Below are 22,860 nucleotides of genomic sequence, written 5' to 3'. Positions count from 1 at the left end.
TCAATTACGGAAGGTATGAAATGGCTGTGACTTTGACCACGCCCAACACGCTGCTCGGTGCATTCCAGCCAAAAGGCGATGTCGCCAAGCTGGCAACCAATGCTGCGATCGTCCTCATCGGCACCATGCTCATCACGGCCGCCGCCAAGGTCAATGTCCCGGTGTGGCCGGTCCCCGTGACCCTGCAGAGCTTTGCAATTGCCGCGCTGGCCGCTGCCTTTGGCCTGCGCATCGGCGTTGCCACTGTTGCTGCCTATCTTCTCGAAGGCGCACTCGGCCTGCCGGTTTTCGCCACCGGCGGCGGTCTGGCCTATCTCGTCGGCCCGACTGGCGGCTTCCTCATCGGCTTCCTCGCTTTGGCTGCCATCGTCGGCGCTGCCGCTGATCGTGGCGCGTCCGGCCGCCCCTTCACCCTGTTCGGCGCCATGCTCGTGGGCTCTGCCGTGCTCTACGCCTTCGGCTTTGCGTGGCTGGTGGCCATGGCCGGCCAGGCCGCCTGGGTTGACCAGACCAATGTTGTGGCCTCTGCCTTCGCCAAGGCCGTGCAGCCCTTCCTGGTGTGGGACACGCTCAAGATGGCTTTCGCCGCCCTGACCGTGACCGGGCTGTGGGGTCTGTTCGGCGCCAAGCGCTGAAATCACGCTTCCAGACGCGAAAAGGGCCGGTGGTCACACCGGCCCTTTTTTCGTTCGAGAGGCTCAGTCGGTGGGACCCGTCAGGAGGCGTGGCGGCGCTGCGCGGTGCCGCCCGAAGCCAGGGCGACGCGGTTTCTGCCCTGGCTCTTGGCATGGTAGAGGGCTGCGTCGGCGGCCCGGTGCAGTTCGGACGCTGTGCAGCCGGGGTGATCCACCTCTGCGGCAACGCCGATGCTGATGGTCAGCACCGGTCCCGCGGACGAGCCCGGATTGGCAAGTTTGAGTGCTTCAACGCCCAACCGGATGTCCTGGGCGATGGACTGCGCCTCTTGGGTGTTCACATCGACAAGCACGACCAAAAACTCTTCGCCGCCAAAGCGCGCGACATGATCCTTCGGGCGGACCGATCGCGTGATGGTCCGGGCGACAGCGGCGAGCGCCTTGTCACCTTCCAGATGTCCCAGCCGGTCATTGAGCGCCTTGAAGCAGTCGATGTCGCACATCAGCAGCGCCAGGGAGGATGTGGACGGCCTGTCCCGGTCAAAGAGCATGGCCAGGACATCATCGGAGTGGCGCCGGTTCGAAAGCCCCGTAAGCGGGTCGGTCCGGGAGAGCTGCTCGAGTTTGGCATTGGCGCTGGCGAGTTCGGCCACCCTTCGGGCGTCCCGCAATTCGAGCAGGAAGGTCCGGTGCGCCAGGATGGTCATGGTCTGTCGCGCCACCACCGTGGCCGTCACACCGCTGGCGAAAAACAGGAAGGCCGCGAAGGCGCTGGCAGTACCGAGGGCCGGGTGGGCCAGCTGAAAGACCAGGTAAAGCGCCAGCCCGGCGCCCGAGATCGCATAGGTCACCGATTGCGGCACGTTGAAAATGATGATGGCCGTGACAGCGACAAACAGCATGACGCTGAGATAGCGCTCCTGCAGCTCATCGCCGGCCACATAGCTCATCAGAGCGACGGAAAGCAGGATGGCCAGCATGCCCAGGGTCAGGACGGCATCAAGGGCGGCGAAGGGCAGCTTGCGTGCCCAGGCCAGGTAGACGGCGAGCGCCGCAGGCGGCATCAACAAGGCCGGGCCAAGCATCGCGACGGCTGGTTCGCGGGGCAGCAGGAGCAGGTTCACGATCATCGCCAGGACATCGAGCACGATCACCCATATCATCCATGCACGGATGATCTTGGAGGTCTGCTTGAACGAGCGCTCGCGAAACCGCGCCTGCAATTCGCTACTGAGGCGAATATCCCGGGTCCGCCCCGAGAGCAGGCGATCGACCTCTTCCTGTACCGATTGCTCGTCTTGATAAGGCACGCGCCGCCAACTCCCCCGCCTGGCGCTCGCAGGCATGGTTGCCCCCGTTCCAGGAGGATCATCGGGCAAGGCTAACCGGTTCGGATGAACGAATCCCAAATGCAAGGCCACAGGATTGCCGGTATCGAGGCAATTCCGGCGGCCGGCCTGGATGACTTAGACCTCCTCAAGGGCTCCGGCGATAGTTGGCACCAGCTCGGCCACGGTCGGGTGAATATGCATTGTCCGCTGAAGCGCGTCGATCGAGGCGCCCATCTGCATCATGTCGACAATGGTATGGATCGCCTCATCGCCACCTGGCCCCAGGATAGCGCCGCCCAGGATCGCTCTTGAGTCTGCGTCCACCACCACCTTCATCAGGCCCTGGATCTCGCCCTTCTCGACCGCGCGGCTGACCCGGGTCATCGGCCGCTTTCCGACCAGTACCTTGTGTCCCTTGGCGATCGCGTCCGCCTCGGAGAGACCAGCCCGGCCCAAAGGTGGGTCGATGTAGAGCGCATAGGTGGAAACCCGCTCGGAGATCTTCCGGTCCTCACCCTCCAGCAGGTTGCCTGCCACCACCTCATGGTCATTGTAGGAGGTGTGCGTGAAGGCCCCGCGGCCATTGCAATCGCCCAGCGCCCAGACGCCCGGTACATTGGTCTCGAGCCGGTCATTGACGCTCACATAGCCATGCTCATCCAGCGCCACCCCGGCGTGATCGAGCCCGAGATCACCCGTATTGGGCGTTCGGCCGACCGCGAGCAGCACGTGGGAGCAGGAAATATCCGGTTCCCCCTCGCTGCAGTTGACCGAGACTACGGGTCCGTGACCATTGCTTGAGAACCGCACACACTCCGCACTTGTGCGGATGGTTATGCCTTCCAGTTCGAGGATGTCGCGAATGCAGTCGGAGACCTCTGCGTCTTCGTGTTTGGCAAGGCGATCCCCCTTTTCGATGATAGTGACGCGCGAGCCGAACCGCCGGAACATCTGTGCGAATTCAAGGCCGATATAGCTTCCCCCGATGATCACAAGGTGCTCCGGCAGGGTATCGAGGGTCAGAATGCTGGAATTGGTGAGCGGCTCGATTTCGTCGAGCCCTGGGAGATCGGGGATACTCGCCCGGGCCCCGACATTGAGAAAGATACGTTCGGCCGAAATCATGTCGTCGCCGATCCGCAAGCGCTGGGGCCCCTCGAACCGCGCATGGCCGCGTAGGAGCGTCAGCTTGTCCATGCCGCCGAGCCACGTCTCCAGACCATTGCGCGAATTGGCGCTGATCGTGCGGGCTCGACCGAGAATGAAGGGGAAGTCGACGATCGGCGCGCGCGACACGTGAATGCCATGCTCGCTGGCCTGGCGAACCGAATGCGCGATTTTGGCGCTGGCCACCATCGCCTTGGTCGGCGTGCAGCCGGTATTAACGCAGGTTCCGCCGACCTGGGCCCGCTCCACAAGCGCAACCTCGAATCCAGCCCCAGCCAGTCGCGCGGCCAGCGGCGGCCCCGCCTGGCCGGCGCCGATGATGACGGCATCGAAATGTCGATCCATGACGCGATGTCTCCCTTGTCCGAACGATGGCCGCACCGCGCCGGCGCAACCCTCCCCGGGACAACTAGACCGGGGACGGTGTGGTTGCACGTCGGATGGCATCGAGGACCGCCATGCCGGCATCCGGCCGCCCGGCAGATTTGGGCCAGCACAGCCAATAATGCATGTCGAAATCGGGCGGCAGCGCAATGTTGTGCAGTTCCGGGCGGATGCTGGCCACCGAGGCCAGAGGCAACACCGACACGAAGCCATGGTGCAAGACCAGATTGAGGATGACCGGAATGGAGTCGATCTCGAGCAATTGCAGCCGGTCGCGCTGCTGCGGCTCGAACGTCATGTCCAGCAGGGTGTCGATCCGCAGGCGCAGTCCGCTTCTCGGGCTGGGCAGGGCAATCGGCCGGGACGACAGCGCCTGTGCAATGTCGTTGCCGCCCGCACCCACAATGGCCAATGGCGATGTCACGATCCGGGCGCCCTCGAGATCGGCAGGCAATTGCTCGGTATCGAGCAGGGCGACGTCAAACACCCCGCTCTTGAGTCCGCGCAGCAGTTCCTCGGCCGTGGTGGAGCTGACGAAGAGCGGCTGCCTGGGATGCGTCGCCATCCAGCCCGCCGTCAGCCTGGCCAATTGGCGAGCGATCTCGCTCTCATAGCCCAGCGGCATGATTGAGCCGAGCCGCACCGTCGCCTGTGTCCGCCGGAAGCGATCCTCGGACGACCGGGAAATCTGCCCCCACACCTGCAACAGGGCCTCGCTGGTCTCCCGAACCGATTGCCCCGCCTGCGTCAGGCTGATCCCGTCCGTTCCGCGCTCGATCAGCCGGTGCCCCAGTGCCGTCTCCAGATGTGCCAATTGCCGGGACAATTGTGGTTGCCCGAGCATCATCGCCCGCGCCGCCTGGCGAATACTGCCGCGCTCGGCCACTTCAACAAATCGTCCCAGCGCTTGCAGTCGCACGCCTGATGCGAAAGGATCGGCCTGCGCGGCATAGAGACGACGCGCCAATGCAGCGGCCCCTGCGATCTCGGGGGCCAAGCGGTTGGCCTCCAGGGTCAGGATCAACCCTGACCCGGCCCGCTGGCACAGGGTGGTCGAGAGGCTCGCTTCGAGCCGATCCAGTGCGGCCGATACGCTGGCCGCCGGCCGTGCGGCGATACGGGCAGCGGCCCGCAGACTACCCGCCTTGAGAATGGCATCGACCAGGACCAGGGTCGAGCTGTCCATGTCGCTGCCTCTCTGTCTTGCCGGCGCTCACAGACGGAACATAGCCTGTTCAGCTTTTGGGATATCCCATGGTCGAGAAATTTCCAATAGCGTCACCGATGCAAGGAGACCCCACAGACGTGAACGCCCAGGCGAACATCCCCCCGGCAACGATCGAGCTTAAGGGTAAGCCCCTCAGCTTCGCCGACTTCGTCCGCATCGGCGCGCGCCAGGCCAGCATCGTCGCCAACAAGGCTGCACTCGAACGCGTGCAGCATGCCCGCCAGGTTGTGGAAGACACCATCAATGCCGGCCAGCCGGTCTATGGGGCCACGACCGGCGTCGGGGCCATGAAGGACGTGTCCTGGTCCGAGGAGGATCTGGAAGCTTTCAGCACCGGCCTCGTCCGCGCGCATCATTTCGGCACCGGCAGCGCCTTTCCGCTCGAAGTCATCCGCAACGCCTTGGCGATCCGCGTCAACATGGCTTTGACCGGCCGCGTCGGCTGCACGCCCGATCTGGTCGAGGCCTATCAGAAACTGCTTGCAGCCGACGTTATCCCCGTGGTCCGCCGCACCGGCTCCATCGGCTGCGCCGATATTGGCCTGATGGGGCAGATCGGCGCTGTCCTCACTGGCGTGGGCGAAGCCTATCATCGCGGCGAGCGCCTGCCTGCCGCGGAGGCCATGGCCCGGGCCGGACTAAGGCCCTTCAAGCTTGCGCCGCGCGATAGCCTCGCCTCGGTGTCCACCAATGCTGTGGGCTATGCGGCCGCCATGCGCGCCATCCGGCAGGCCGCAAGTGCAGTGCGCGTGATGCTGGCCACCGGCCTGACCACGGCCGGCGCCCTGGGGGCATCGCGCGATCCCTGGAAAGCGGTGGCCCATGTCGGCACCGAACGCGAAGCCGGTATCGGTGCCTGGCTCTATTTCAACGCCATGGGCTGGGACTGGCCCATGGGCACCCATGTGCAGGACCCGCTCTCGATCCGCATGATGAGCCAGGTTTTCGCCACCGCGTTCGAGAGCCTCGTTGTGGCCGGGCGAACCGTCTTGGCCGCAACCGGACGCACCGATGACAATCCGGTGGTCGCTGGCGGCCAGGTGCTTACCTCCGGCGGCTCGCTGCCGCTCGATGTCACTGTCTTTCTGCAGACGGCGCAGCTGGCACTCGCCCATGTTGCCAGGAATTCGTTCAATCGCTGCGTGCTGCTCGGCAATGGGGGCCGGCGCAATCTGCCCGTCAATCTGGTAGCACCCGGTGCCATCGCCACCGGCTTCGGCCCCATCATCAAGCTGGCCGGCGAACTTTTCGTCCGCTGCCTCTCGCTCTCCAACGCCATCTCGGCCCAATCCCTGGTGGTGGCCAATGGGCTCGAAGACGAGGCTGCGTTTCTGCCGCTGGTGGTCGAGCGGTTCGAGCGCCAGGCCGGTGCTCTGCGTCGCCTTGCCGCCCTTGAGGGACTGCTGGCGGCCCAGGCCATGGATATTTCCGGCGACCGGCCGGGCAATGTTCCGGGCATGGTCTACAACCTCGTCCGGCAACACGCCGCCTTCTACGAGCATGACAGGCCGCTATCGGCTGAAGTCGAGGCGGTGGAGGCCGCTTTGGCCTCCGATGGCTTTGTCGCTGAACTGATTGCGCACTCCGCCATTATGGAATTGGACGAGTTTTTTGCGCTCGGCCCGCAGACCGGGGCGGAACGGCCCCTGTCAAATACTGACAGTGCACTTGGGTAGGGACAGCCGGCCAATCCGGCTCACAAAGGAGACAGTCATGCGCCTAACGAAAATGCTTGTGGGTGCGGCAACCGCACTTGCCTTGACCATCACCGCCGCGCAGGCGCAGGTGGTGGTGTCGTCCAAGATCGACACCGAAGGCGGGGTCCTGGGCAATATCATCAAGCAGGTGCTTGAAGCCAACGACATTCCGGTCGAAGACCGCATCCAGCTCGGCGGCACGCCCATCGTGCGCGAGGCCATCACCGCGGGCGAAATCGACATCTATCCCGAATATACGGGCAATGCCGCCTTCTTCTTCGAGCGCGCTGACGATCCGCTCTGGAACAATGCCCAGTCCGCCTATGAGGAAGCCAAGAAGCTCGACTACGAAGCCAACAACATCGTCTGGCTGACCCCGTCGCCGGCCAACAACACCTGGGCAGTGGCCATTCGCCAGGACCTCGCCGACGCCAACGGTCTCGATACCTTCAGCCAGTTCGGCGAATATGTAGCCGGTGGCGGTGAAGTGAAGCTGGCCGCGTCCGCAGAGTTCGTCAACTCACCGGCCGCCCTGCCCAAGTTCCAGGAAGTCTATGGGTTTACCCTCTCCCCCGATCAGCTGATCACCCTGTCGGGCGGCGACACGGCAGCCACCATCGCGGCGGCCGCCCAGGGAACCAACGGCGCCAATGCCGCCATGGTCTATGGCACCGACGGCGGCATCGCCCCCTCCGGTCTGAAGGTACTTGAGGACGACAAGGGCGTGCAGCCGGTCTATCAGCCGGCCCCAATCATCCGGGAAGAGGTGCTGAACGAATATCCGCAGATCGAGGAACTGCTGAAGCCGGTCTTCGAAGCGCTGACGCTGGAGACCCTGCAGGAGCTCAACGGCCGGGTGCAGGTGGGCGGTGAAGCCGCTTCCGCCGTGGCCACGGACTTCCTCACCAATAACGGCTTTCTGAGCTGAGGTACCGGGCCTTGCCTCGCATGAGGCACCGATAAGAAGGGATGGCGCGCCTGGCGCGCGCCGTCTCCCGGATCGGCCGACCAGGAGGTGGTCGCGCTGGCACATCGCCCAAAGGGGCAGCGAGGGGGCGCCATGACTACCGCCGATATCGCCAGCAATGTCCGTTCGCTCCGCTTGGCCTTGGACAAGCTTGGGGTCCTGATCGCCCTCATCGCCGTGGCCGGCGCATTTCTGCCCTTTTCCGTGTTTCGGGCCAATCGCATCGTGCTGGGCGAGGGGCTGCCGATCCCGGCCGCGCTCGATACGCTGCCAGCTCTCGTACTGGGCCTGCTGGTCCTTGCCGGCATCGTCATCGCCTTGCTGCGCGACCGAACCCGCATCAAGCTCATCACGGGCTTCGTTCTGCTCACCGCCCTGGCGGTGTTGATCGGTCGCTCCGCAAGCTATCTGACGCCACCCGACAACACCTTTGCGCGCGTGTCTCCCGGCGCCGGATTCTGGCTGCTGCTCTTCGCTTTCGCGCTGATGGTCACCGATGCTCTGGCCAGGTTGCGCTTCGGACCCTGGCAGCGCATCGGCATTCTCGCTCTGGTGGCGGGGGCACTTGGCCTGCTGCTCTGGACCGGCGCCTGGAACGATCTCTCGATCCTCAAGGAATATGCCAACAGGGCCCCCGCCTTCTGGGCAGAGTCGCGAACGCATCTGCTGCTGGCCTTTGGTTCTGTTGGCCTCGCCATCGTTGCGGGCGTGCCGCTCGGCATCCTCCTCTACCGGGTGAGAGGCCTGCGGGCGGCCGTGTTGAACACGCTCAACATCATCCAGACCATCCCCTCCATCGCCTTGTTCGGCCTGCTGATTGCGCCTCTGGCCTGGGTCGCGGCCAATATACCCGGTGCCTCCGCCATCGGTATTTCGGGCATCGGCACGGCGCCGGCCATGGTGGCCCTGTTTGCCTATTCGCTGCTGCCCATCGTGTCCAACACGGTGGTGGGCCTGGTCAATGTGCCCGAAGCTGCCAATGACGCGGCCCGCGGCATGGGCATGACCGGCCGGCAACGACTCGTCTCGGTGGAATTGCCCCTGGCCTTTCCGGTCATTCTGACCGGCATCCGCATTGTGCTGGTGCAGAACATCGGCCTTGCCACCATCGCTGCGCTGATCGGCGGCGGCGGTTTTGGCGTCTTCGTCTTTCAGGGCATCGGCCAGACGGCGATGGATCTGGTGCTGCTCGGCGCCGTGCCAACGGTGGCGCTGGCCTTCGCGGCGGCCGTCATCCTCGATGCCTTTGTCGAAATGGTCAGCACCAAGGAGCGTGCCCGATGATCGATATCCAGGAGCTGACCAAGGTCTATGGCCAGACCACCGTCGTCGACAAGGTATCCTTGACGGTCGAGGCAGGCGATGTCTGTGCCATTGTTGGTACCTCGGGCTCGGGCAAGACCACTCTTTTGCGCATGATCAACCGGCTGGTCGAGCCCACTTCGGGCAAGGTCCTGATCGACGGGCAGGACACACGAAGCGTTCCGGCGCACGAACTGCGCCGCCGCATCGGCTATGCCATTCAGGGTCACGGCCTTTTCCCGCACCGCACGGTGGGCCAGAACATCGGCACCGTGCCGCATCTGCTGGGGTGGGACGCGGCACGGATTTCGGCGCGTGTCGACGAATTGCTGGACCTGTTCCAGCTTGATCCGGCCCAGTTCCGCGATCGCATGCCCAATGAACTCTCCGGCGGCCAGCAGCAGCGCGTCGGGGTAGCACGGGCCCTGGCTGCCGAGCCCAATATCCTCTTGATGGACGAGCCTTTCGGCGCGCTCGACCCGGTCATCCGGGCCAAGGCGCAGGAGGATCTCCTCGCCATCCAGAAACGATTCAACACCACGATCGTTCTGGTGACCCACGACATGGAGGAGGCCATTCACCTCGGCAGCCGTATTGCCGTCATGGATGGTGGCAAACTGCTGCAATATGCGACGCCCCAGGATATTCTGGCCAACCCCGCAACCGATTTCGTCGCCGAGCTGATTGGCGGCGACAGGCCGTTCCGGCTGTTGTCTTTGGCCCGGGTCGCATCATTGGTCCAGCCGGGGGAAGCCAAGGGTGCCCCTATACAAGCCAGCGCCAGCCTGCGCGAGGCCTATGCCGAATGCCTCTGGTCAGGACGCGATGCCCTGCCGGTCAGCGACAATGGCCAGTTGATTGGGCAGGTCAGCCGCGCTGACCTGGCAAGAGCTGCAGCGAGGCCGTCATGAGCATTGGCCTTGTCATTCGCCTGCTCGTCCTGGCCCTGTTGGTCGTGTTTCTGGTCAGCCCGGAGACCTTCGCCTTTCTCTTCGAACCCCTGGCCAAGAACAACCAGCCGGTGATCTACAACCAGGGCAGTCTGCTCGATCTGACCCTCAACCACTTGCTGATTGTCCTCATCGCCACCACGCTGGCCACTGCGGTAGCCGTGGGTCTGGCCATATTGGTGACCCGGCCCTTTGGTGCAGAGTTCCTGCCGCTGTCGCGAAGCCTTGCTAATGTCGGACAGACCTTTCCGCCGGTGGCCGTGCTGGCATTGGCCGTGCCCATGCTCGGCTTCGGCACCGCGCCGACCCTGGTGGCCCTGTTTCTGTACGGCTTGTTGCCGATCTTCGAAAACACGCTGACCGGCCTTACAGGTCTGCCCCCTTCGGTAACCGAAGCCGCCCGTGGCATGGGCATGACCGGCAGCCAGCGCCTCATCCGTGTCGAATTGCCATTGGCGCTGCCCGTCATTCTCGCCGGCGTGCGCCTCTCCACGGTCATTTCCCTGGCCACGGCAACCATCGGTTCCACCGTGGCCGCCCGGACGCTGGGCGAAGTCATCATCGCCGGGCTGCTCTCGAGCAATACCGCATTCGTGCTGCAAGGCGGCCTCATCGTCGGGGCGCTCGCCGTGCTCATCTATGACGGCCTCTCGGCCATCGAGCGGGCCCTGACCCGCCGGACCGGGCAGGGCGCGCGCGCCAACGCCTGATAACCAAGGACCTGAACAATGTCCGATTTCGATCTCAGCCTGACCGGCACCGTGGTGCTTCCTGACCGGGTCATCGAGCGCGGCCATGTGGCGGTGCACAATGGCAAGATTGCGCTGGTTGGCGAGGGCGCGGGGCCGCAGGCCGCTGAGCGCCACGATCTGGGCACGGCCATGATCTTGCCTGGCGCCATTGATGCACAGACCCATTCGCTGAGCCAAAAGAACCAGGAAGATTTCATCTGGTCGACCCGCTCGGCCGCCGCCGGTGGCGTCACCACCATTGTCGACATGCCCTATGACGAGGGCAATCTGGTCTGTTCTGCAGAGGCCGTGCGCATCAAGGTCGAGCATGCCAGCCCGCAGGCGCGGGTGGATTTCGCCCTTTATGGCACCATCAATCCCGAGGAGGGCGCGGCCCGCATTGCCGAGCAGGCTGAGGCAGGTGTTGCGGCCTTCAAATTTTCCACCTTCGGTACCGACCCAATCCGATTTCCGCGCATTCCGCCTGCTTTGCTCGAAGAGTGCTTTGCGGCCGTGGCCAGGACCGGACTGACGGCAGGTGTTCACAACGAAGACGATGAAATGGTCCGCGCCGCCATGGCCAAAGTGAAGGCTGCCGGCATCACCGACTATCGTGCGCACGGCCTGAGCCGCCCGCCGCTGACCGAACTTCTGGCGTCGCTGCAGATCTACGAGACCGGCGCGCAGACCGGCTGTCCCGCCCATGTCGTGCATTGCTCCCTAGCACGGGGCTACGAGATCGCGCGCCTCTATCGCGACCAGGGCTATGCGGCCACCATCGAATGCTGCATCCACTATCTGACCCTGGACGAGGAAAACGACGTCGCCCGGCTCGGCGGCAAGGCCAAGATCAACCCGCCGATCCGGCCGCGCGCAGAAGTCGAGAAGCTCTGGCAGCATGTCGCGGCTGGCAATGTCACGCTGATCTCGACCGATCATGTCAGCTGGTCCGAAGATCGCAAGACCAATCCGGACATGCTCGCCAATGCCTCGGGCGTACCGGGCCTGGAAGTCATGGTGCCGCTGTTCATTAAGGGACTCCTGGACCGGGGCCTGGCCCTGACCTGGGCCGCGCAGCTGATGTCTGCCAACCCCGCCCGCCACTTCCGCCTCGACCAAACCAAAGGCGCGCTCGAGGTCGGCAAGGACGCCGACATCACCGTTCTGGTCGATCGCCCGCTGGTCTATGACGCCGCCCGCAGCGGCCACAACGTTGTCGGCTGGAGCCCCTATAACGGCATCGAACTGCCCTGGACCGTCGCCGGCACCTGGCTCCGCGGGCGGCAAGCTTTTGATGGCAAAGACGTTTTGGCGCAGCCGGGCATTGGTCGCTTCGTTCGACCCGAGGTGCGCGCATGACCCGCAACCTGCCCACCAGCGCCGTTCGCATAAGCGAGGACATCTCGGCCCTCGCCGCAATCACCGAGCCGGATCACCCTTATACCCGCCGCGCCTTCACGCCCATGTTTCTCAAGGGCCGTGAATGGCTTTCGCAGCGCTTCGAGGCCGCCGGCCTCAAGGTTCATGTCGATGCCGCCGGCAATCTGGTCGGCTCCCGCGTCGGCCGGAAACCCGGCCTCGGCACGATCATGCTGGGCTCGCATTCCGATACCGTGCCGGATGGCGGGCGCTATGACGGCATTGCCGGTGTCTCGGCGGCCCTTGAGGTTGTGCGGGCGCTGGCCGACCGCAACATCGAACTCGACCATGACCTCGAAATCATCGACTTCCTGGCCGAGGAGGTTTCGATTTTCGGTGTCTCCTGCATCGGCAGCCGAGGCATCACCGGCACCCGGCCCGACGAGTGGCTGACCCGAAAAAGCGAGGGCCTTACGCTTGCCGACGCCATCGCCGAGGTCGGCGGCAATCCAGCCGCCTCGCTGCGGCGCAATGACATCGCAGCATTCCTCGAACTCCATATCGAGCAGGGACCTGTGCTTGAAAACGAAAAGCTCGACATCGGCGTGGTCACCGCCATTGCCGGCATCACCCGGATCGAGATCGTGGTGGAGGGCAGGGCCGATCACGCCGGGACCACGCCCATGGGCAGTCGCAAGGATGCGCTCTCGGCCGCAGCCTGGATCGCTCTGGCCGTGGAGCGTTTCGCCACCGATCTGGCCAGTGGCGATTTTCACTTCGCGGCCACTGTCGGCGAATTTCGAATGGAGCCCAATGCCGCCAATGTCGTGCCCGCCCGCGTCACCATGCTGATCGATGCCCGCGCCGAGCGGCGCCGGGACATGGAGCATTTCCTCACCGAACTGCGCGAAGGCGTAGCTGGAATTGCAGCCCAGACCGGCGTTTCGGTACATGAGCCGCGCACCATCTCCGACAATCCGCCGACCCCATGCGACGCCGACGTTTTGGCGGCGCTCGACATTGCCTGCGACGTTACAGGCGCTCGGCATCGGCGCATGGCGTCCGGTGCGGGGCACGACACCGCGTGGATGGCGCGGGCGACCAAGGCCGCGATGATCTTCGTACCCTGCGTCGAGGGTCGCAGCCACACCCCCGAAGAATCCGCCAGCGCCGAAGATATCGCGCTGGGCGCTGCCGTGCTGCTCGAAGCAGTTCGGCGGCTCGATCACGACCTGCAGGAGACAACATAATGGGACGCATCCTCACCGAGAAGGACGTCGAAGCGGCCGTCAAGGGCGGCTCGGTCTATGCGGCAGGCGGAGGCGGTTGGGCCGATCATGGCCGCATGCTTGGCCATGCCGCAGTCTCCATCGGCAAGCCGGAACTGGTTTCGATCGAGGAGCTGGCCGACAATGACTGGGTCGCTACCGCCGCGGCCATCGGTGCTCCTGCCTCGACGACGCCCTGGGAGATGCGTGGTGTCGACTACATCAAGGCCGTACAATTGCTGGAGGATGCGCTGGGGGAAAAACTGGCCGGCCTGATGGTGGGGCAGAATGGCAAGTCTTCGACGCTCAACGGCTGGCTGCCCTCGGCGGTGCTCGGAACCAAGGTGGTCGACGCGGTAGGGGATGTCCGCGCCCACCCCACTGGCGACATGGGCTCGATCGGCCTGGCCGGGTCACCCGAACCGATGATCCAGACGGCCGTGGGCGGGAATCGCGACGAGAACCGTTATATCGAACTGGTGACCCGCGGCGCCACGGCCAAGGTCTCACCGATCCTGCGCACGGCCTCGGACATGTCCGGCGGCTTCATTGCCTCCTGCCGCAACCCGGTGCGCGCCAGCTATGTCCGTCAACACGCGGCGCTGGGCGGCATATCGCTGGCACTCAAACTCGGCGAAGCGATCCTGGCCGCAGAGGGTAAGGGCGGCAGCGCGGTCATCGACACCATCGTCAAGACGACCGGCGGAGCGATCCTTGTCGAAGGCAAGGTCAGCCGGAAGGCCGTGACCTATACCAGCGAAGCTTTCGATGTCGGCACGGTGACCCTGGAAAAAGGCGCCGTGCTGCATGTGATGAACGAATACATGGCGGTTGATGATAAGGACGGCCAGCGGCAGGCCACTTTCCCGGACGTGATCACCACGCTGTCGACCGAGGGCGACCCCCTGAGCGTCGGTCAGCTGGAGGAGGGCATGCAGATATTCGTGCTGCACGTGCCCAAATCGATCATTCCGCTGTCATCAAGCGTGCTCGACCCGGCCGTCTATCCGCATGTCGAAAAGACCTTGGGCATCGACCTGGCCACCTATGCCCTGTCCAGGGAGGGCTAAGCCATGCCGACCGCAAATCCCCGTCATCCGCGCTTTCCCATTCCCGGCGGCAACGAGCTGCGCACCCGTGGCTGGCGGCAGGAGGCTTTGCTGCGCCTGCTCGAGAATGTGCTCAGCGTCGGTGAAGACCCGGACAACCTCGTGGTCTATGCCGCGCTCGGCAAGGCGGCCCGCAACTGGGCCAGCCATGACGCCATCGTCTCGGCACTCAAGACGATGGATGAGGACCAGACCCTCATCATCCAGTCGGGCAAGCCGATCGGCCTCCTCAAGACTCACGCTAAAGCGCCCCTGGTCATCATGGCCAATTGCAATCTCGTCGGCCAATGGGCCAGGGCCGAGGTGTTCTACGAGCTCGAACGCAAGGGGCTGATCTGCTGGGGAGGCCTGACCGCCGGCGCCTGGCAATATATCGGCAGCCAGGGGGTCATCCAGGGCACCTATGAAATCTTCATGCGCATTGCCGAAAACCGGTTCGATGGCGATCTGGCGGGCCGCTTCATCCTGACGGCCGGCCTTGGCGGCATGGGCGGGGCGCAGCCGCTGGCGGGTCGCATGGCCGGCGCCGCCATCCTCTGCGTCGACATCGACCCGGAACGCGCCCGCAAACGCAAGGAAATCGGCTATCTCGAAGAGATCGCGCCCGATCTCGACACAGCGCTCGAGATGATCGCGGCCGCCGTTCGCGAAAAACGCCCGACCTCCATCGGCCTCGTCGGAAACGCGGCCGATATCTACCCCGAAATCGTCCGGCGCGGGATCACGCCCGACATCGTGACCGATCAGACCTCCGCCCATGACCTGGTCTATGGCTATGTTCCGAAGGGCTATGCGCTCGACAAGGTGCGGGAACTGCGAGAGACCAACCCAGAGGAGCTGATGGCGGCCAGCCGGGCCTCGATTGTCGACCATGTCATCGCCATGCTCGAATTCCAGAGGCGCGGCGCCGAAGTGTTCGACAATGGCAATCTCATCCGCACCCATGCCCACGATGGCGGGGTGAAGAACGCCTTCGACATTCCCATTTTCACCGAGGCCTATCTCCGCCCGCTGTTTGCCCGGGCCATTGGTCCTTTCCGCTGGATGGCGCAATCCGGCGACCCGGAGGATATCCGCAAGATCGACGACCGGCTGCTGCAGATGTTCCCGGACAACAGGATCGTCACCAACTGGATACAGCTGGCGCGGCGCCATGTGCCGTTCGAGGGTCTGCCGGCCCGCATCGCCTGGCTGGGTCATGGCGAACGCACACAACTGGCATTGGCGGTCAACGACATGGTGCACAAGGGTGAGCTGGCGGGGCCGGTAACCTTCAGCCGCGATCACCTCGATGCCGGCGCGATGGCCCATCCCAATATCATGACCGAACGGATGAAGGATGGTTCGGACGCCATTGCCGATTGGCCGATCCTGGATGCCATGCTGCTCTGCTCATCCATGGCCGATCTGGTCGTGGTGCATTCCGGTGGCGGCGGCTATGCCGGCTACATGACCTCGGCTGGTGTGACAGTAGTGGCCGATGGCAGTGATGAAGGCGCCGAACGCCTGTCACATGCCCTGACCAACGACACGGCACTGGGTGTCATGCGCTATGCCGACGCTGGCTATGACGAGAGCCACGAGGAAATCGCGCGGAAGAACATTCCGTACATCCGCCTGTCTTGAATTGCCGGCAGACGGGCCAGGTCTGCCCGCGCTTGCGAGACCAGAGCCGCCCTCTGCAACGAAAAACCCCGACATCCGAAGATGCCGGGGTTGATTGGTCGGAGTAGCGTGATTCGAACACGCGACCCCCTGCTCCCGAAGCAGGTGCGCTACCAGGCTGCGCTATACTCCGTCAGGCACGCGACTATTCGGGACTTGGTGAGCCGATGGGTCGGCCCGGTCGCGGTGTGGCGGCTTTATAGCCGCGGTCCACACGCTGTTCAAGCGCTTCTCACAACCTTTTATAGCGGGTTCGGAGCGTGTTGCGCGGCGCCACCGAACCGTGTAGGAACCGGCTCCAAGTTGGGGCGTCGCCAAGTGGTAAGGCAGCGGTTTTTGGTACCGCCATTCCCAGGTTCGAATCCTGGCGCCCCAGCCAGACCATCCCCTTCCCCTATTCGACGATTTTGAACGATCCAGAGCATTGGTGTTCTGGGGCGCGAGCGGCAGCAATCGGGTTTTCCTGCGGTTCGGCGGCTCGGCCCTCACCCTGACTGTTTGGGTGAAGATGGCCGAAATCGCAGCGCCGTTGGTGCCTATCCAATGGAAACCATATGGATGACGTCCAACGACGCTGCAGGGCGAAGTCTTTGCGCTATCAGCTTGCCGCGAACTGAATCGCCTGACTGCTCACAATGTACCAGGTGACGAACAGCGCATTGATGAACGCGCCCGGCAGGTAACTGCCTGTCCGCCGCCAGGCGAAGGTCGACAGGAAGGCGACAATCGCCAGAAGCGGCACGAACTGCATGCCGATCACCGTGGTCAGGGACTCATTCATGCTGAACAGGTGGCCGGTAAACAGCAGCGTCAGATACTGGAAACCGAGGAACAGGATGAAGCCGACAATCATCACCGCGATGTTGGAGACATATTGTGCCACGCGGCCATCAGTGCGAACCGAGAGGCCCATGTGCAGGCCGCGCAGGGCCAGCACGAAGTAGACCGTGAATGGCACCAGATAGACCAGCGCGATCTTGGCCCGCACCAGGTCAAAGGGCTTGAGCGCAACGACCCAGAAGCGGAAGTCCACCTTGAACAGGAAGTCCGTTGCTGCCACAGCGATATAGCCGATGCCGACGGTTGCCAGGGCAATCAGTACAGAGCCCCAGATATCACCTCGTCCCTCGACCTTGTTACCCTTGAAGACCAAGCCCAGCGCAACGATGATGAGCGCATTCAGCACGGCCCACAGGGCGATCTGGCTGGTGAAGCTCTGCGGCAGGATTGCCGATTCCGGGAAGACCACGGTTGCCCAGTAGAAGAATGGGTAATAGGTCAGCACCGGGATGAGTGTGGCCAGAGCAAAATGCAGCCACCACTTGCCGTTTCGCCCATCATAAGCAGCGCCGCCCGGCTCCTTGCGCAGATGCGCAAAGGCCTGTGTCCTGAGCAGCATATCGAAGGCGCCAGCCAGCAGGACGACAAAACCCACCAGCGCTATGAGCGTGCCGATTTCCTTCCAGAGCCAGATCTGGTCGCCGGGCGGCAGCGGATCGGCGCCTTGCAGGGTCTGGTCGAACCAGGCAATGGCGTCGCCGATAGCCTCTGGCGAAAAATGGTTGCCCGGATGGGTGGTGTTGGGCTGATGCAGGATGCGGGCGGTGCCATCGTCGATGGAACCATAGATCTGACCAACCACGACGGGCTCGGTGGTGCCGAAAGCTGTCTGCAGCTTCGTGCTCGCGGGCATGTCCCGGGCACGCTCGACGCCCCACATGAACCCGGAAAATTCGTCGAACTTGGAGAAGACGACGGCCAGGTTGCGCGGCCATGACGTGTCGGCCTCCCTGGCGAAGGGAGCACCGGTGCTCGACCCCTGCAGCACCACGGCCTTATAGGCGTCCGGCATGGCCGCCGCCGCGGCCAGCACGGTCCAACCACCCATGGAGTGGCCTTCAAGACCGATATTGTCCGTGTCGACGAAATCGAGCGACCGCAAATAGGCGAGGCCTCCAGGGCCGCCAAAGCCGTTGGCGAAGGCCGGCGGGTCCGAATAGCCGTGACCGCCCTGATCGAGCGCCAGCACCACATAGCCGCGGCGGGCAAGTTCAATGGCAAAGCCGCCCTGGGTTTCGCGACTGTTGAAGTAGCCGTGAACGGCGAGGATGGCCGGGGCCTTGTTTTCGGCTGAAACCCCAGGCGGCACATAAAGCAGGCCACTGAGAACCTGGCCATTGGTGCCGTGGAAACGCAGATCTCGAATAGTGATCCCGCCCGATGTTTGGATGAAATGCGCCAGTAGCGCACCAAGCAGGATGATAATCCAGCCCGCATGGAAAAGCCGATTCTTGATCGTCATTTAATTGTACCCCCTGTTGCTAAGTCTTTTTTGAAATGACTGTCTGCCGGATCGCTCGGCCAACTTTTGGAATTCCACCGACGCTATTGGGCAATGCGGCGCGTCGGGAATAATTGCCAGCCGGTGCGCGACTGGATGAGCCCCCAAATGCCTCCCGGCATGATCAGCGGCACGAGGAAGGCTGTCAGCCCCTGGAAGATCAGGAACAGGTCGCCGGCATCGCGGAAGAGTTCGCGCAGGCCGAAATAGATGACGATGCCGATGATGGGGCCTTCGATGGAGCCCAGGCCGCCCACGATGACGATGAACAGCACTCGGATCTGCCAGTCGATGTCAAAGGCGCCGCTCGGGTCCACATAGAGCACTGAGAGGTAATAGATCGCGCCGGCTGCAGCACAGACCACAGCCGAAATGAGGAAGGCGGCGAGCTGGTTGCGGGCCACGGCGATGCCAACGCTGGCGGCCCCGGCCTCATTGTCGCGGATGGCCATGAGTGCCAGCCCCGTCCGGCTGCGCAGCAGGGCGAAGACACCAAGAACTGTGACCAAGGCCAGTCCCAGCGCAAGGTAGAAAACCGTATCGGCGAAAGTCGATGCGTCGATGCTCATGGGATTGAGGACAATCCCGCGCGAGGAGCCGACCCATTCCCACTGGGCGAACAGCAGGCGCAGGCTGTCGGCCAGCACCCAGATGCCGATGGAGAAATAGGGCCCCCTGAGCTTGCGCAGCAAGGCCCACATGCCGAGGCCCACGACAAGCGCGACGAGGGCCGCGGCAAGGATGCTCCAGGCGGGCGAAAGGCCCGTGGTGTTGACGGTCATGAACAGGACATAGGCACCCAGGCCGACAAATGCGTGATGGCCGAAGGACAATAGGCCCGTGTAGCCGCAGAGCAGGTTCCAGCCCTGCGCCATGGCCAGCACCAGCAGCACCTCCATGGCCAGACGCCGGTCGATCGGCAAAAGGATCAGGGCCGCGGCGACGACAGCCAGGCCAAGTGCGGGAAGTGCCAGACCGGACCGCAGGAAGGTACTCATTTGCGCCCCCAGGCAAGGAACAAACCAAGGTTGCTTTGGCGCACCAGCAGCACGATGAAAAAGGCCAGGTGCCCGAACAGGGGGCCCGCATTGGGGTAGAGCTTGAGGCCAAGCACCTGCACCACGCCCAGGAAGAGCCCGCCCAGGAAACAGCCGCGCAGCGAGCCAAGACCACCGATGATCACCACTTCGAAGGCAATGAGCAGGCGCTCGACCCCGGAAAACGGTGTGAAGGAGCTGCGCATGGCCAGCAACAAACCCGCTACCGCCGACAAGGCGACTGCAAGGCCCAAGGCAGCGTTGTAGATGCGCCGCCGGTTGAACCCCAGCGTCTCGAGGATCTCATGGTCATCTGCGGCCGCCCTAAAGGCCCGGCCGATTGTGGTGCGGGTCAGGAGCAGGTTGACGCCAATGAACAGGATCACGGAAATGATGAAGATCAGGATTGGCAAGAGACCGATGGAGAGGCCTGCAAAGCCGATGCCCATGTTCTGCAGCGGACCTATATCGATGGATTGGATATCGGCGCCGTAGAGCTCCACCAGCACATTGCGCAAGACGATCGACAGACCCATTGTGACCACCATGGCCGGGACCGGGTTGGGTCCCAGCAGCCGGTTGAGCATGGTGGCCTGTAGGGCCCAGCCCAGTGCAAAGGCGGCGGCGGCCACCACCACCACGACAACCGGCAAGGGCAGGGGCGTAACGGCCAGTAGGGTCACGCCGAGATAGGCGGCGAGCACGACGAACTCGCCATGCGCGATGTTGACGATGCGCATGATGCCAAAGGCCAGCGCCAGGCCGAGGCCGAACAGCCCATAGAGGCCGCCCACCATCAGGCCGTTGAGGATCGCTTCGACATAACTCATTGGCGCCGGTCCCCGAAATAGGCGTGGCTGATGTCGTCGAGCGACACGGCGTCGGACGCGCCTTCAAGCGTTACTCGACCCTTGAGCAGACAGTAGAGCCGGTTGGAAGCCGAGCGCGCCCGCGCGATATCCTGCTCCACCAGGATGATGGAGACGCCTTTTTCCCTGATCCCGGCGAAGCACGAATAGATTTCGCCCACCACTTTGGGCGCCAGGCCCAGCGAGAGCTCATCGCAAAGCAAGAGGCGGGGATTGGTCAGCAGGGCTCGTCCGACCGCCACCATTTGCTGCTGCCCGCCAGAAAGCTCGGCGGCGTTGTGATGCCGAAAATCGCGCATCGCCGGAAAGAGGTCGAAGACGCTGTCCAGCGTCCACGGGCCGGGCCGTGCACGGGCTGCACCCATGAGCAGATTTTCTTCCACGGTCAGCGAAGCAAAGAGGCGCCGGCCCTCCGGCACGATGGCGACGCCGCGCCGCGCCACCAGATCGCAGCGCTGGCGAGTGATATTCTCGCCATCGAAAGTGACCGTGCCGCGGCGGGCGGGTGTCAAACCGATCATGGCCCGGAGCAGGGTCGACTTGCCCGCGCCATTGGCACCGATCAGCGCCACAGCCTCGCCTTCCTCGACATGCAGGTCGACCCCGAAAGTGGCCTGCAAATCCCCGTAGAAGACATCGACCCCCTCAAGCGCCAGCAGCGTCATCGACCGATATCCCGAGATAGACTTCCTTGACGATGGGGGCCGACATGACCTCCTGCGGTGCTCCTTCAATCAGCTTGGCGCCGAAATGCAGCACCAGGAGGCGATCGGCCGCTGCCATCAGGGCATGCGCGATGTGCTCGATCCAGAGCACGGCATGTTCGCGCTTGAGCTGGATGACCATCTCCACCAGTTCGAATACCTCCCCTTCAGTGAGGCCCCCGGCCACTTCATCGAGCAGCAAGACCTTGCTGCCCACGCTGACCGCCTTGGCCAGTTCGAGCCGTTTGCGGTCCAGCAGCGGCAGGCGACCTGCAATCATGTTCCGCTTATCCGCCAGTCCCACTTTTTCCAGCACCTCAAGGGCTCGCCGGCCGGGGCGGGCGCCAGCAACCGGACTATGTTCGATACCGGCCAGCACATTTTCGTAGACTGTCAGACCGGTGAAGGGACGCGGCACCTGATAGGCGCGCCCGACCCCCAGCCGGGCCCGGCGATATTGCGGCCAGCGCGAAATATCTTCCCCGGCCACGTTCACGGTGCCGGAATCGGATTGGGCCGAGCCATCGAGCAGATTGAACAGGGTCGTCTTGCCCGCGCCATTGGGACCGATAATGCCCAGGCACTCGCCAGTTGAAACGGCGAGGCTCACCTTGTCGACCACCAGCTTGGCGCCATAGCGCTTGGAGACGTCGGCAACGTCCAGAACAGCAACCACCGGCTCCTCCCGAGCATATGGATGGCCGGGAGCGAGCAATGCTCCCGGCCATTGACTTGTTTAGCTAAGGTCGGACAGCAGCTTGAACTCGTCGTCCACCACAAAAGGCGCAGAGGTGCCGTTATAGGTCACGACCAGGTCATAATTGTACGGCCCGGACTTGGCCTTGCGCCACTGGCCGGCCACCAGCGGCGTCTTGGTGATGCCGGGGACGGGCGTATCGGTGAAATCCACTGGACCGACGATGGTTTCGAGCTTGGTCGCCGCGAGGGCCGAGCGAACCGCCTCGCGGTCCTTGGGGTCACCGGAAGCCACCAGGGCCTGGATCGCCACTTCCCAGATGGCATGGGTGTAGCCCAGCACCGGGGTCCACTGTGTGCCCGTGGTCGTTTCCCATTCGGCAGCGAGCGCGCCGGCTGTCTGGCCGGTGAGGCTCGATGCGAATGGCGTCTTGGGCGACCACCAGATCTCGGTGGAAACACCGTCGCCACGGTCGCCCAAGGCATCAATGCCGCCGGGGAACAGGAAGGCGCCGGCAATCGTGACGATCTCGGGCTTGTAGTTGCCCTGGGCCGCGCCGCGCCAGAAGGATGCGAAATGGTTGGCGAACATGAATCCCGTCAGGATCTGGGCATCGCCGTCCCGGAAGGTCGCGACCTGGTTGGAGAAGTCGTCGGTCTCCACCTTGAACATGCCGCCTTCGACGCTTGTATATCCGGCCTGGTTGAGAAAGGCGGGCAGGCCGAATTCGGGATGCGCGAAGCCTTGCGCGGCCGGCTGATCTACATAGAAGGTGCCCACCGTGTCATTGAGCCGGCTGCGCACCGGCTCCCACATGCCCATATAGGCAGCGCCGACATCGGCGGTGTCGAACAGGAAGTGGAAGGTCCAGGGCGTGCCGTTGTTGCTATAGGCCTCCGGTCCACCACGCACGCCAATCATGGCGTCAGATGGGAACAGGGTCGAAATGATGGGCGTGCGGTTGATGACTGCCATCTGGCCGCCAGCCACCGAAGCGAGCGCCTCGGACGCAACGATAAGGTCCACCTTGTCGCGGGTCATGAGTTCTGTCGTGACCTGCGCGGCCACGTTGACCGAGCTCTGGCTGTCACGCACCAGCACTTCGACTGAATAGGTCTTGCCGCCGATCTCTATGCCGCCACCAAAGCGGGCTTCGAGCTGGGCCTTGACGAAGTCGGTTGCCTCGCCGAACAGCGCGCCGGGACCCGACAGGGCAGCCACCCAGCCGATCTTGAGCGTGCTGGCCTCCTGGCCGTGTACGGCTGGAAAGCGCAGCGTGAAGGCTGTCGCTATGCCGGCCGCAGCAAAGCCTTTCAGTATCGACCGACGCGAGGTCGCGGGCGCAATAGCTGCATGTTTAGTCTCGGTCATGAAGTCCCCTCCCAAGGATCGTGAACCACCACTTCAGTGATCCAATCA

At 63.8% G+C, this 22,860-nt stretch carries 19 protein-coding genes and 2 tRNA genes; 11 read left to right on the top strand and 10 right to left on the bottom strand.

All coding sequences use genetic code 11. From position 1 onward, the window contains the following. The first annotated feature begins 20 nt into the window (after positions 1-20). Positions 21-635, top strand: a complete 615-nt coding sequence (locus QZ564_RS08995; RefSeq protein WP_297108121.1) for a biotin transporter BioY — start codon at positions 21-23, stop codon at positions 633-635. Positions 636-715: 80 nt separating this feature from the next. Here the strand turns inward: QZ564_RS08995 and QZ564_RS08990 are convergent, their stop codons facing one another. The 3 genes from QZ564_RS08990 to QZ564_RS08980 all read right to left on the bottom strand — a co-directional run bounded on the left by QZ564_RS08990 (position 716) and on the right by QZ564_RS08980 (position 4,703). After that, the gene (locus QZ564_RS08990) at positions 716-1,945 is read right to left on the bottom strand and encodes a GGDEF domain-containing protein (RefSeq protein ID WP_297108117.1); all 1,230 of its coding nucleotides are present in this window, start codon (positions 1,943-1,945) and stop codon (positions 716-718) included. A gap of 156 nt (positions 1,946-2,101) precedes the next feature. After that, the gene (locus QZ564_RS08985; protein ID WP_297108114.1) at positions 2,102-3,478 is read right to left on the bottom strand and encodes an FAD-containing oxidoreductase; all 1,377 of its coding nucleotides are present in this window, start codon (positions 3,476-3,478) and stop codon (positions 2,102-2,104) included. Between the two features lie 64 nt (positions 3,479-3,542). Further along, positions 3,543-4,703: a LysR family transcriptional regulator gene (locus QZ564_RS08980; RefSeq protein WP_297108111.1), complete on the bottom strand. Its 1,161-nt coding sequence runs from the start codon at positions 4,701-4,703 to the stop codon at positions 3,543-3,545. 119 nt (positions 4,704-4,822) lie between these two features. Between QZ564_RS08980 and QZ564_RS08975 the strand changes: the two genes are divergently transcribed. The 9 genes from QZ564_RS08975 (at position 4,823) to QZ564_RS08935 (ending at position 15,754) form a co-directional block, all read left to right on the top strand. Beyond that, positions 4,823-6,421 carry an aromatic amino acid lyase gene (locus QZ564_RS08975; RefSeq protein WP_297108108.1) on the top strand — a complete coding sequence of 533 codons (1,599 nt, stop codon included), beginning with the start codon at positions 4,823-4,825 and terminating at the stop codon, positions 6,419-6,421. Positions 6,422-6,458: 37 nt separating this feature from the next. Then, positions 6,459-7,370 (top strand): ABC transporter substrate-binding protein, encoded by a 912-nt coding sequence (locus tag QZ564_RS08970; RefSeq protein ID WP_297108106.1) that lies wholly within the window; start codon positions 6,459-6,461, stop codon positions 7,368-7,370. 132 nt (positions 7,371-7,502) lie between these two features. After that, positions 7,503-8,693, top strand: coding sequence for an ABC transporter permease (locus QZ564_RS08965; RefSeq protein ID WP_297108103.1), 1,191 nt, complete (start codon positions 7,503-7,505; stop codon positions 8,691-8,693). Beyond that, positions 8,690-9,622: an ABC transporter ATP-binding protein gene (locus QZ564_RS08960; RefSeq protein ID WP_297108100.1), complete on the top strand. Its 933-nt coding sequence runs from the start codon at positions 8,690-8,692 to the stop codon at positions 9,620-9,622. The genes QZ564_RS08965 and QZ564_RS08960 overlap by 4 nt, the downstream gene beginning before the upstream one ends. Continuing rightward, positions 9,619-10,371 carry an ABC transporter permease gene (locus QZ564_RS08955; protein ID WP_297108097.1) on the top strand — a complete coding sequence of 251 codons (753 nt, stop codon included), beginning with the start codon at positions 9,619-9,621 and terminating at the stop codon, positions 10,369-10,371. Before QZ564_RS08960 ends, QZ564_RS08955 begins: the two co-directional genes overlap by 4 nt. Before the next feature lie 18 nt (positions 10,372-10,389). After that, positions 10,390-11,751: an amidohydrolase family protein gene (locus QZ564_RS08950; RefSeq protein WP_297108094.1), complete on the top strand. Its 1,362-nt coding sequence runs from the start codon at positions 10,390-10,392 to the stop codon at positions 11,749-11,751. Next, entirely contained in the window at positions 11,748-13,001 is a 1,254-nt protein-coding gene (locus tag QZ564_RS08945; protein ID WP_297108091.1) for a Zn-dependent hydrolase, read from the top strand. The genes QZ564_RS08950 and QZ564_RS08945 overlap by 4 nt, the downstream gene beginning before the upstream one ends. Beyond that, entirely contained in the window at positions 13,001-14,089 is a 1,089-nt protein-coding gene (locus QZ564_RS08940; protein WP_297108088.1) for a DUF917 domain-containing protein, read from the top strand. The genes QZ564_RS08945 and QZ564_RS08940 overlap by 1 nt, the downstream gene beginning before the upstream one ends. A gap of 3 nt (positions 14,090-14,092) precedes the next feature. Beyond that, positions 14,093-15,754 carry a urocanate hydratase gene (locus QZ564_RS08935; RefSeq protein WP_297108084.1) on the top strand — a complete coding sequence of 554 codons (1,662 nt, stop codon included), beginning with the start codon at positions 14,093-14,095 and terminating at the stop codon, positions 15,752-15,754. A gap of 95 nt (positions 15,755-15,849) precedes the next feature. Here the strand turns inward: QZ564_RS08935 and QZ564_RS08930 are convergent. Beyond that, positions 15,850-15,926, bottom strand: a tRNA-Pro gene (locus tag QZ564_RS08930). A gap of 171 nt (positions 15,927-16,097) precedes the next feature. Between QZ564_RS08930 and QZ564_RS08925 the strand changes: the two genes are divergently transcribed. Further along, positions 16,098-16,172: transfer RNA gene (locus QZ564_RS08925), tRNA-Gln, on the top strand. Positions 16,173-16,391: 219 nt separating this feature from the next. On the opposite strand, the gene QZ564_RS08920 is transcribed toward QZ564_RS08925, so the two are convergent. From QZ564_RS08920 to QZ564_RS08895, 6 genes are all read right to left on the bottom strand, one after another. After that, positions 16,392-18,095, bottom strand: coding sequence for an alpha/beta fold hydrolase (locus QZ564_RS08920; protein ID WP_297108082.1), 1,704 nt, complete (start codon positions 18,093-18,095; stop codon positions 16,392-16,394). 83 nt (positions 18,096-18,178) lie between these two features. Further along, positions 18,179-19,132, bottom strand: a complete 954-nt coding sequence (locus tag QZ564_RS08915; RefSeq protein ID WP_297108079.1) for a branched-chain amino acid ABC transporter permease — start codon at positions 19,130-19,132, stop codon at positions 18,179-18,181. After that, positions 19,129-20,001 carry a branched-chain amino acid ABC transporter permease gene (locus QZ564_RS08910; RefSeq protein ID WP_297108076.1) on the bottom strand — a complete coding sequence of 291 codons (873 nt, stop codon included), beginning with the start codon at positions 19,999-20,001 and terminating at the stop codon, positions 19,129-19,131. Before QZ564_RS08910 ends, QZ564_RS08915 begins: the two co-directional genes overlap by 4 nt. After that, positions 19,998-20,705 carry an ABC transporter ATP-binding protein gene (locus QZ564_RS08905; protein ID WP_297108073.1) on the bottom strand — a complete coding sequence of 236 codons (708 nt, stop codon included), beginning with the start codon at positions 20,703-20,705 and terminating at the stop codon, positions 19,998-20,000. The genes QZ564_RS08910 and QZ564_RS08905 overlap by 4 nt, the downstream gene beginning before the upstream one ends. After that, positions 20,686-21,420, bottom strand: coding sequence for an ATP-binding cassette domain-containing protein (locus tag QZ564_RS08900; RefSeq protein WP_297108070.1), 735 nt, complete (start codon positions 21,418-21,420; stop codon positions 20,686-20,688). The genes QZ564_RS08905 and QZ564_RS08900 overlap by 20 nt, the downstream gene beginning before the upstream one ends. Before the next feature lie 60 nt (positions 21,421-21,480). Beyond that, a complete protein-coding gene (locus QZ564_RS08895; protein ID WP_297108067.1) occupies positions 21,481-22,812 on the bottom strand; it encodes an ABC transporter substrate-binding protein in 1,332 nt (443 codons plus the stop codon). Positions 22,813-22,860: the final 48 nt, after the last annotated feature.

The sequence above is a fragment of the uncultured Devosia sp. genome (assembly GCF_913055165.1).
Classification (GTDB): domain Bacteria; phylum Pseudomonadota; class Alphaproteobacteria; order Rhizobiales; family Devosiaceae; genus Devosia.
The sequence above is the reverse complement of the archived record's forward strand: the minus strand, read 5'-3'. Positions and strand labels throughout refer to the sequence as shown.

What these genes read in the sequence shown, in the direction of transcription:
- QZ564_RS08940 (WP_297108088.1), top strand. Translation starts at nt 13,001, where the DNA reads ATGGGACGCATCCTCACCGAGAAGGACGTCGAAGCGGCCGTCAAGGGC.
- QZ564_RS08905 (WP_297108073.1), bottom strand. Translation starts at nt 20,705, where the DNA reads ATGACGCTGCTGGCGCTTGAGGGGGTCGATGTCTTCTACGGGGATTTG.
- QZ564_RS08985 (WP_297108114.1), bottom strand. Translation starts at nt 3,478, where the DNA reads ATGGATCGACATTTCGATGCCGTCATCATCGGCGCCGGCCAGGCGGGG.
- QZ564_RS08965 (WP_297108103.1), top strand. Translation starts at nt 7,503, where the DNA reads ATGACTACCGCCGATATCGCCAGCAATGTCCGTTCGCTCCGCTTGGCC.
- QZ564_RS08955 (WP_297108097.1), top strand. Translation starts at nt 9,619, where the DNA reads ATGAGCATTGGCCTTGTCATTCGCCTGCTCGTCCTGGCCCTGTTGGTC.
- QZ564_RS08920 (WP_297108082.1), bottom strand. Translation starts at nt 18,095, where the DNA reads ATGACGATCAAGAATCGGCTTTTCCATGCGGGCTGGATTATCATCCTG.
- QZ564_RS08945 (WP_297108091.1), top strand. Translation starts at nt 11,748, where the DNA reads ATGACCCGCAACCTGCCCACCAGCGCCGTTCGCATAAGCGAGGACATC.
- QZ564_RS08980 (WP_297108111.1), bottom strand. Translation starts at nt 4,703, where the DNA reads ATGGACAGCTCGACCCTGGTCCTGGTCGATGCCATTCTCAAGGCGGGT.
- QZ564_RS08935 (WP_297108084.1), top strand. Translation starts at nt 14,093, where the DNA reads ATGCCGACCGCAAATCCCCGTCATCCGCGCTTTCCCATTCCCGGCGGC.
- QZ564_RS08995 (WP_297108121.1), top strand. Translation starts at nt 21, where the DNA reads ATGGCTGTGACTTTGACCACGCCCAACACGCTGCTCGGTGCATTCCAG.
- QZ564_RS08960 (WP_297108100.1), top strand. Translation starts at nt 8,690, where the DNA reads ATGATCGATATCCAGGAGCTGACCAAGGTCTATGGCCAGACCACCGTC.
- QZ564_RS08915 (WP_297108079.1), bottom strand. Translation starts at nt 19,132, where the DNA reads ATGAGTACCTTCCTGCGGTCCGGTCTGGCACTTCCCGCACTTGGCCTG.
- QZ564_RS08950 (WP_297108094.1), top strand. Translation starts at nt 10,390, where the DNA reads ATGTCCGATTTCGATCTCAGCCTGACCGGCACCGTGGTGCTTCCTGAC.
- QZ564_RS08895 (WP_297108067.1), bottom strand. Translation starts at nt 22,812, where the DNA reads ATGACCGAGACTAAACATGCAGCTATTGCGCCCGCGACCTCGCGTCGG.
- QZ564_RS08970 (WP_297108106.1), top strand. Translation starts at nt 6,459, where the DNA reads ATGCGCCTAACGAAAATGCTTGTGGGTGCGGCAACCGCACTTGCCTTG.
- QZ564_RS08910 (WP_297108076.1), bottom strand. Translation starts at nt 20,001, where the DNA reads ATGAGTTATGTCGAAGCGATCCTCAACGGCCTGATGGTGGGCGGCCTC.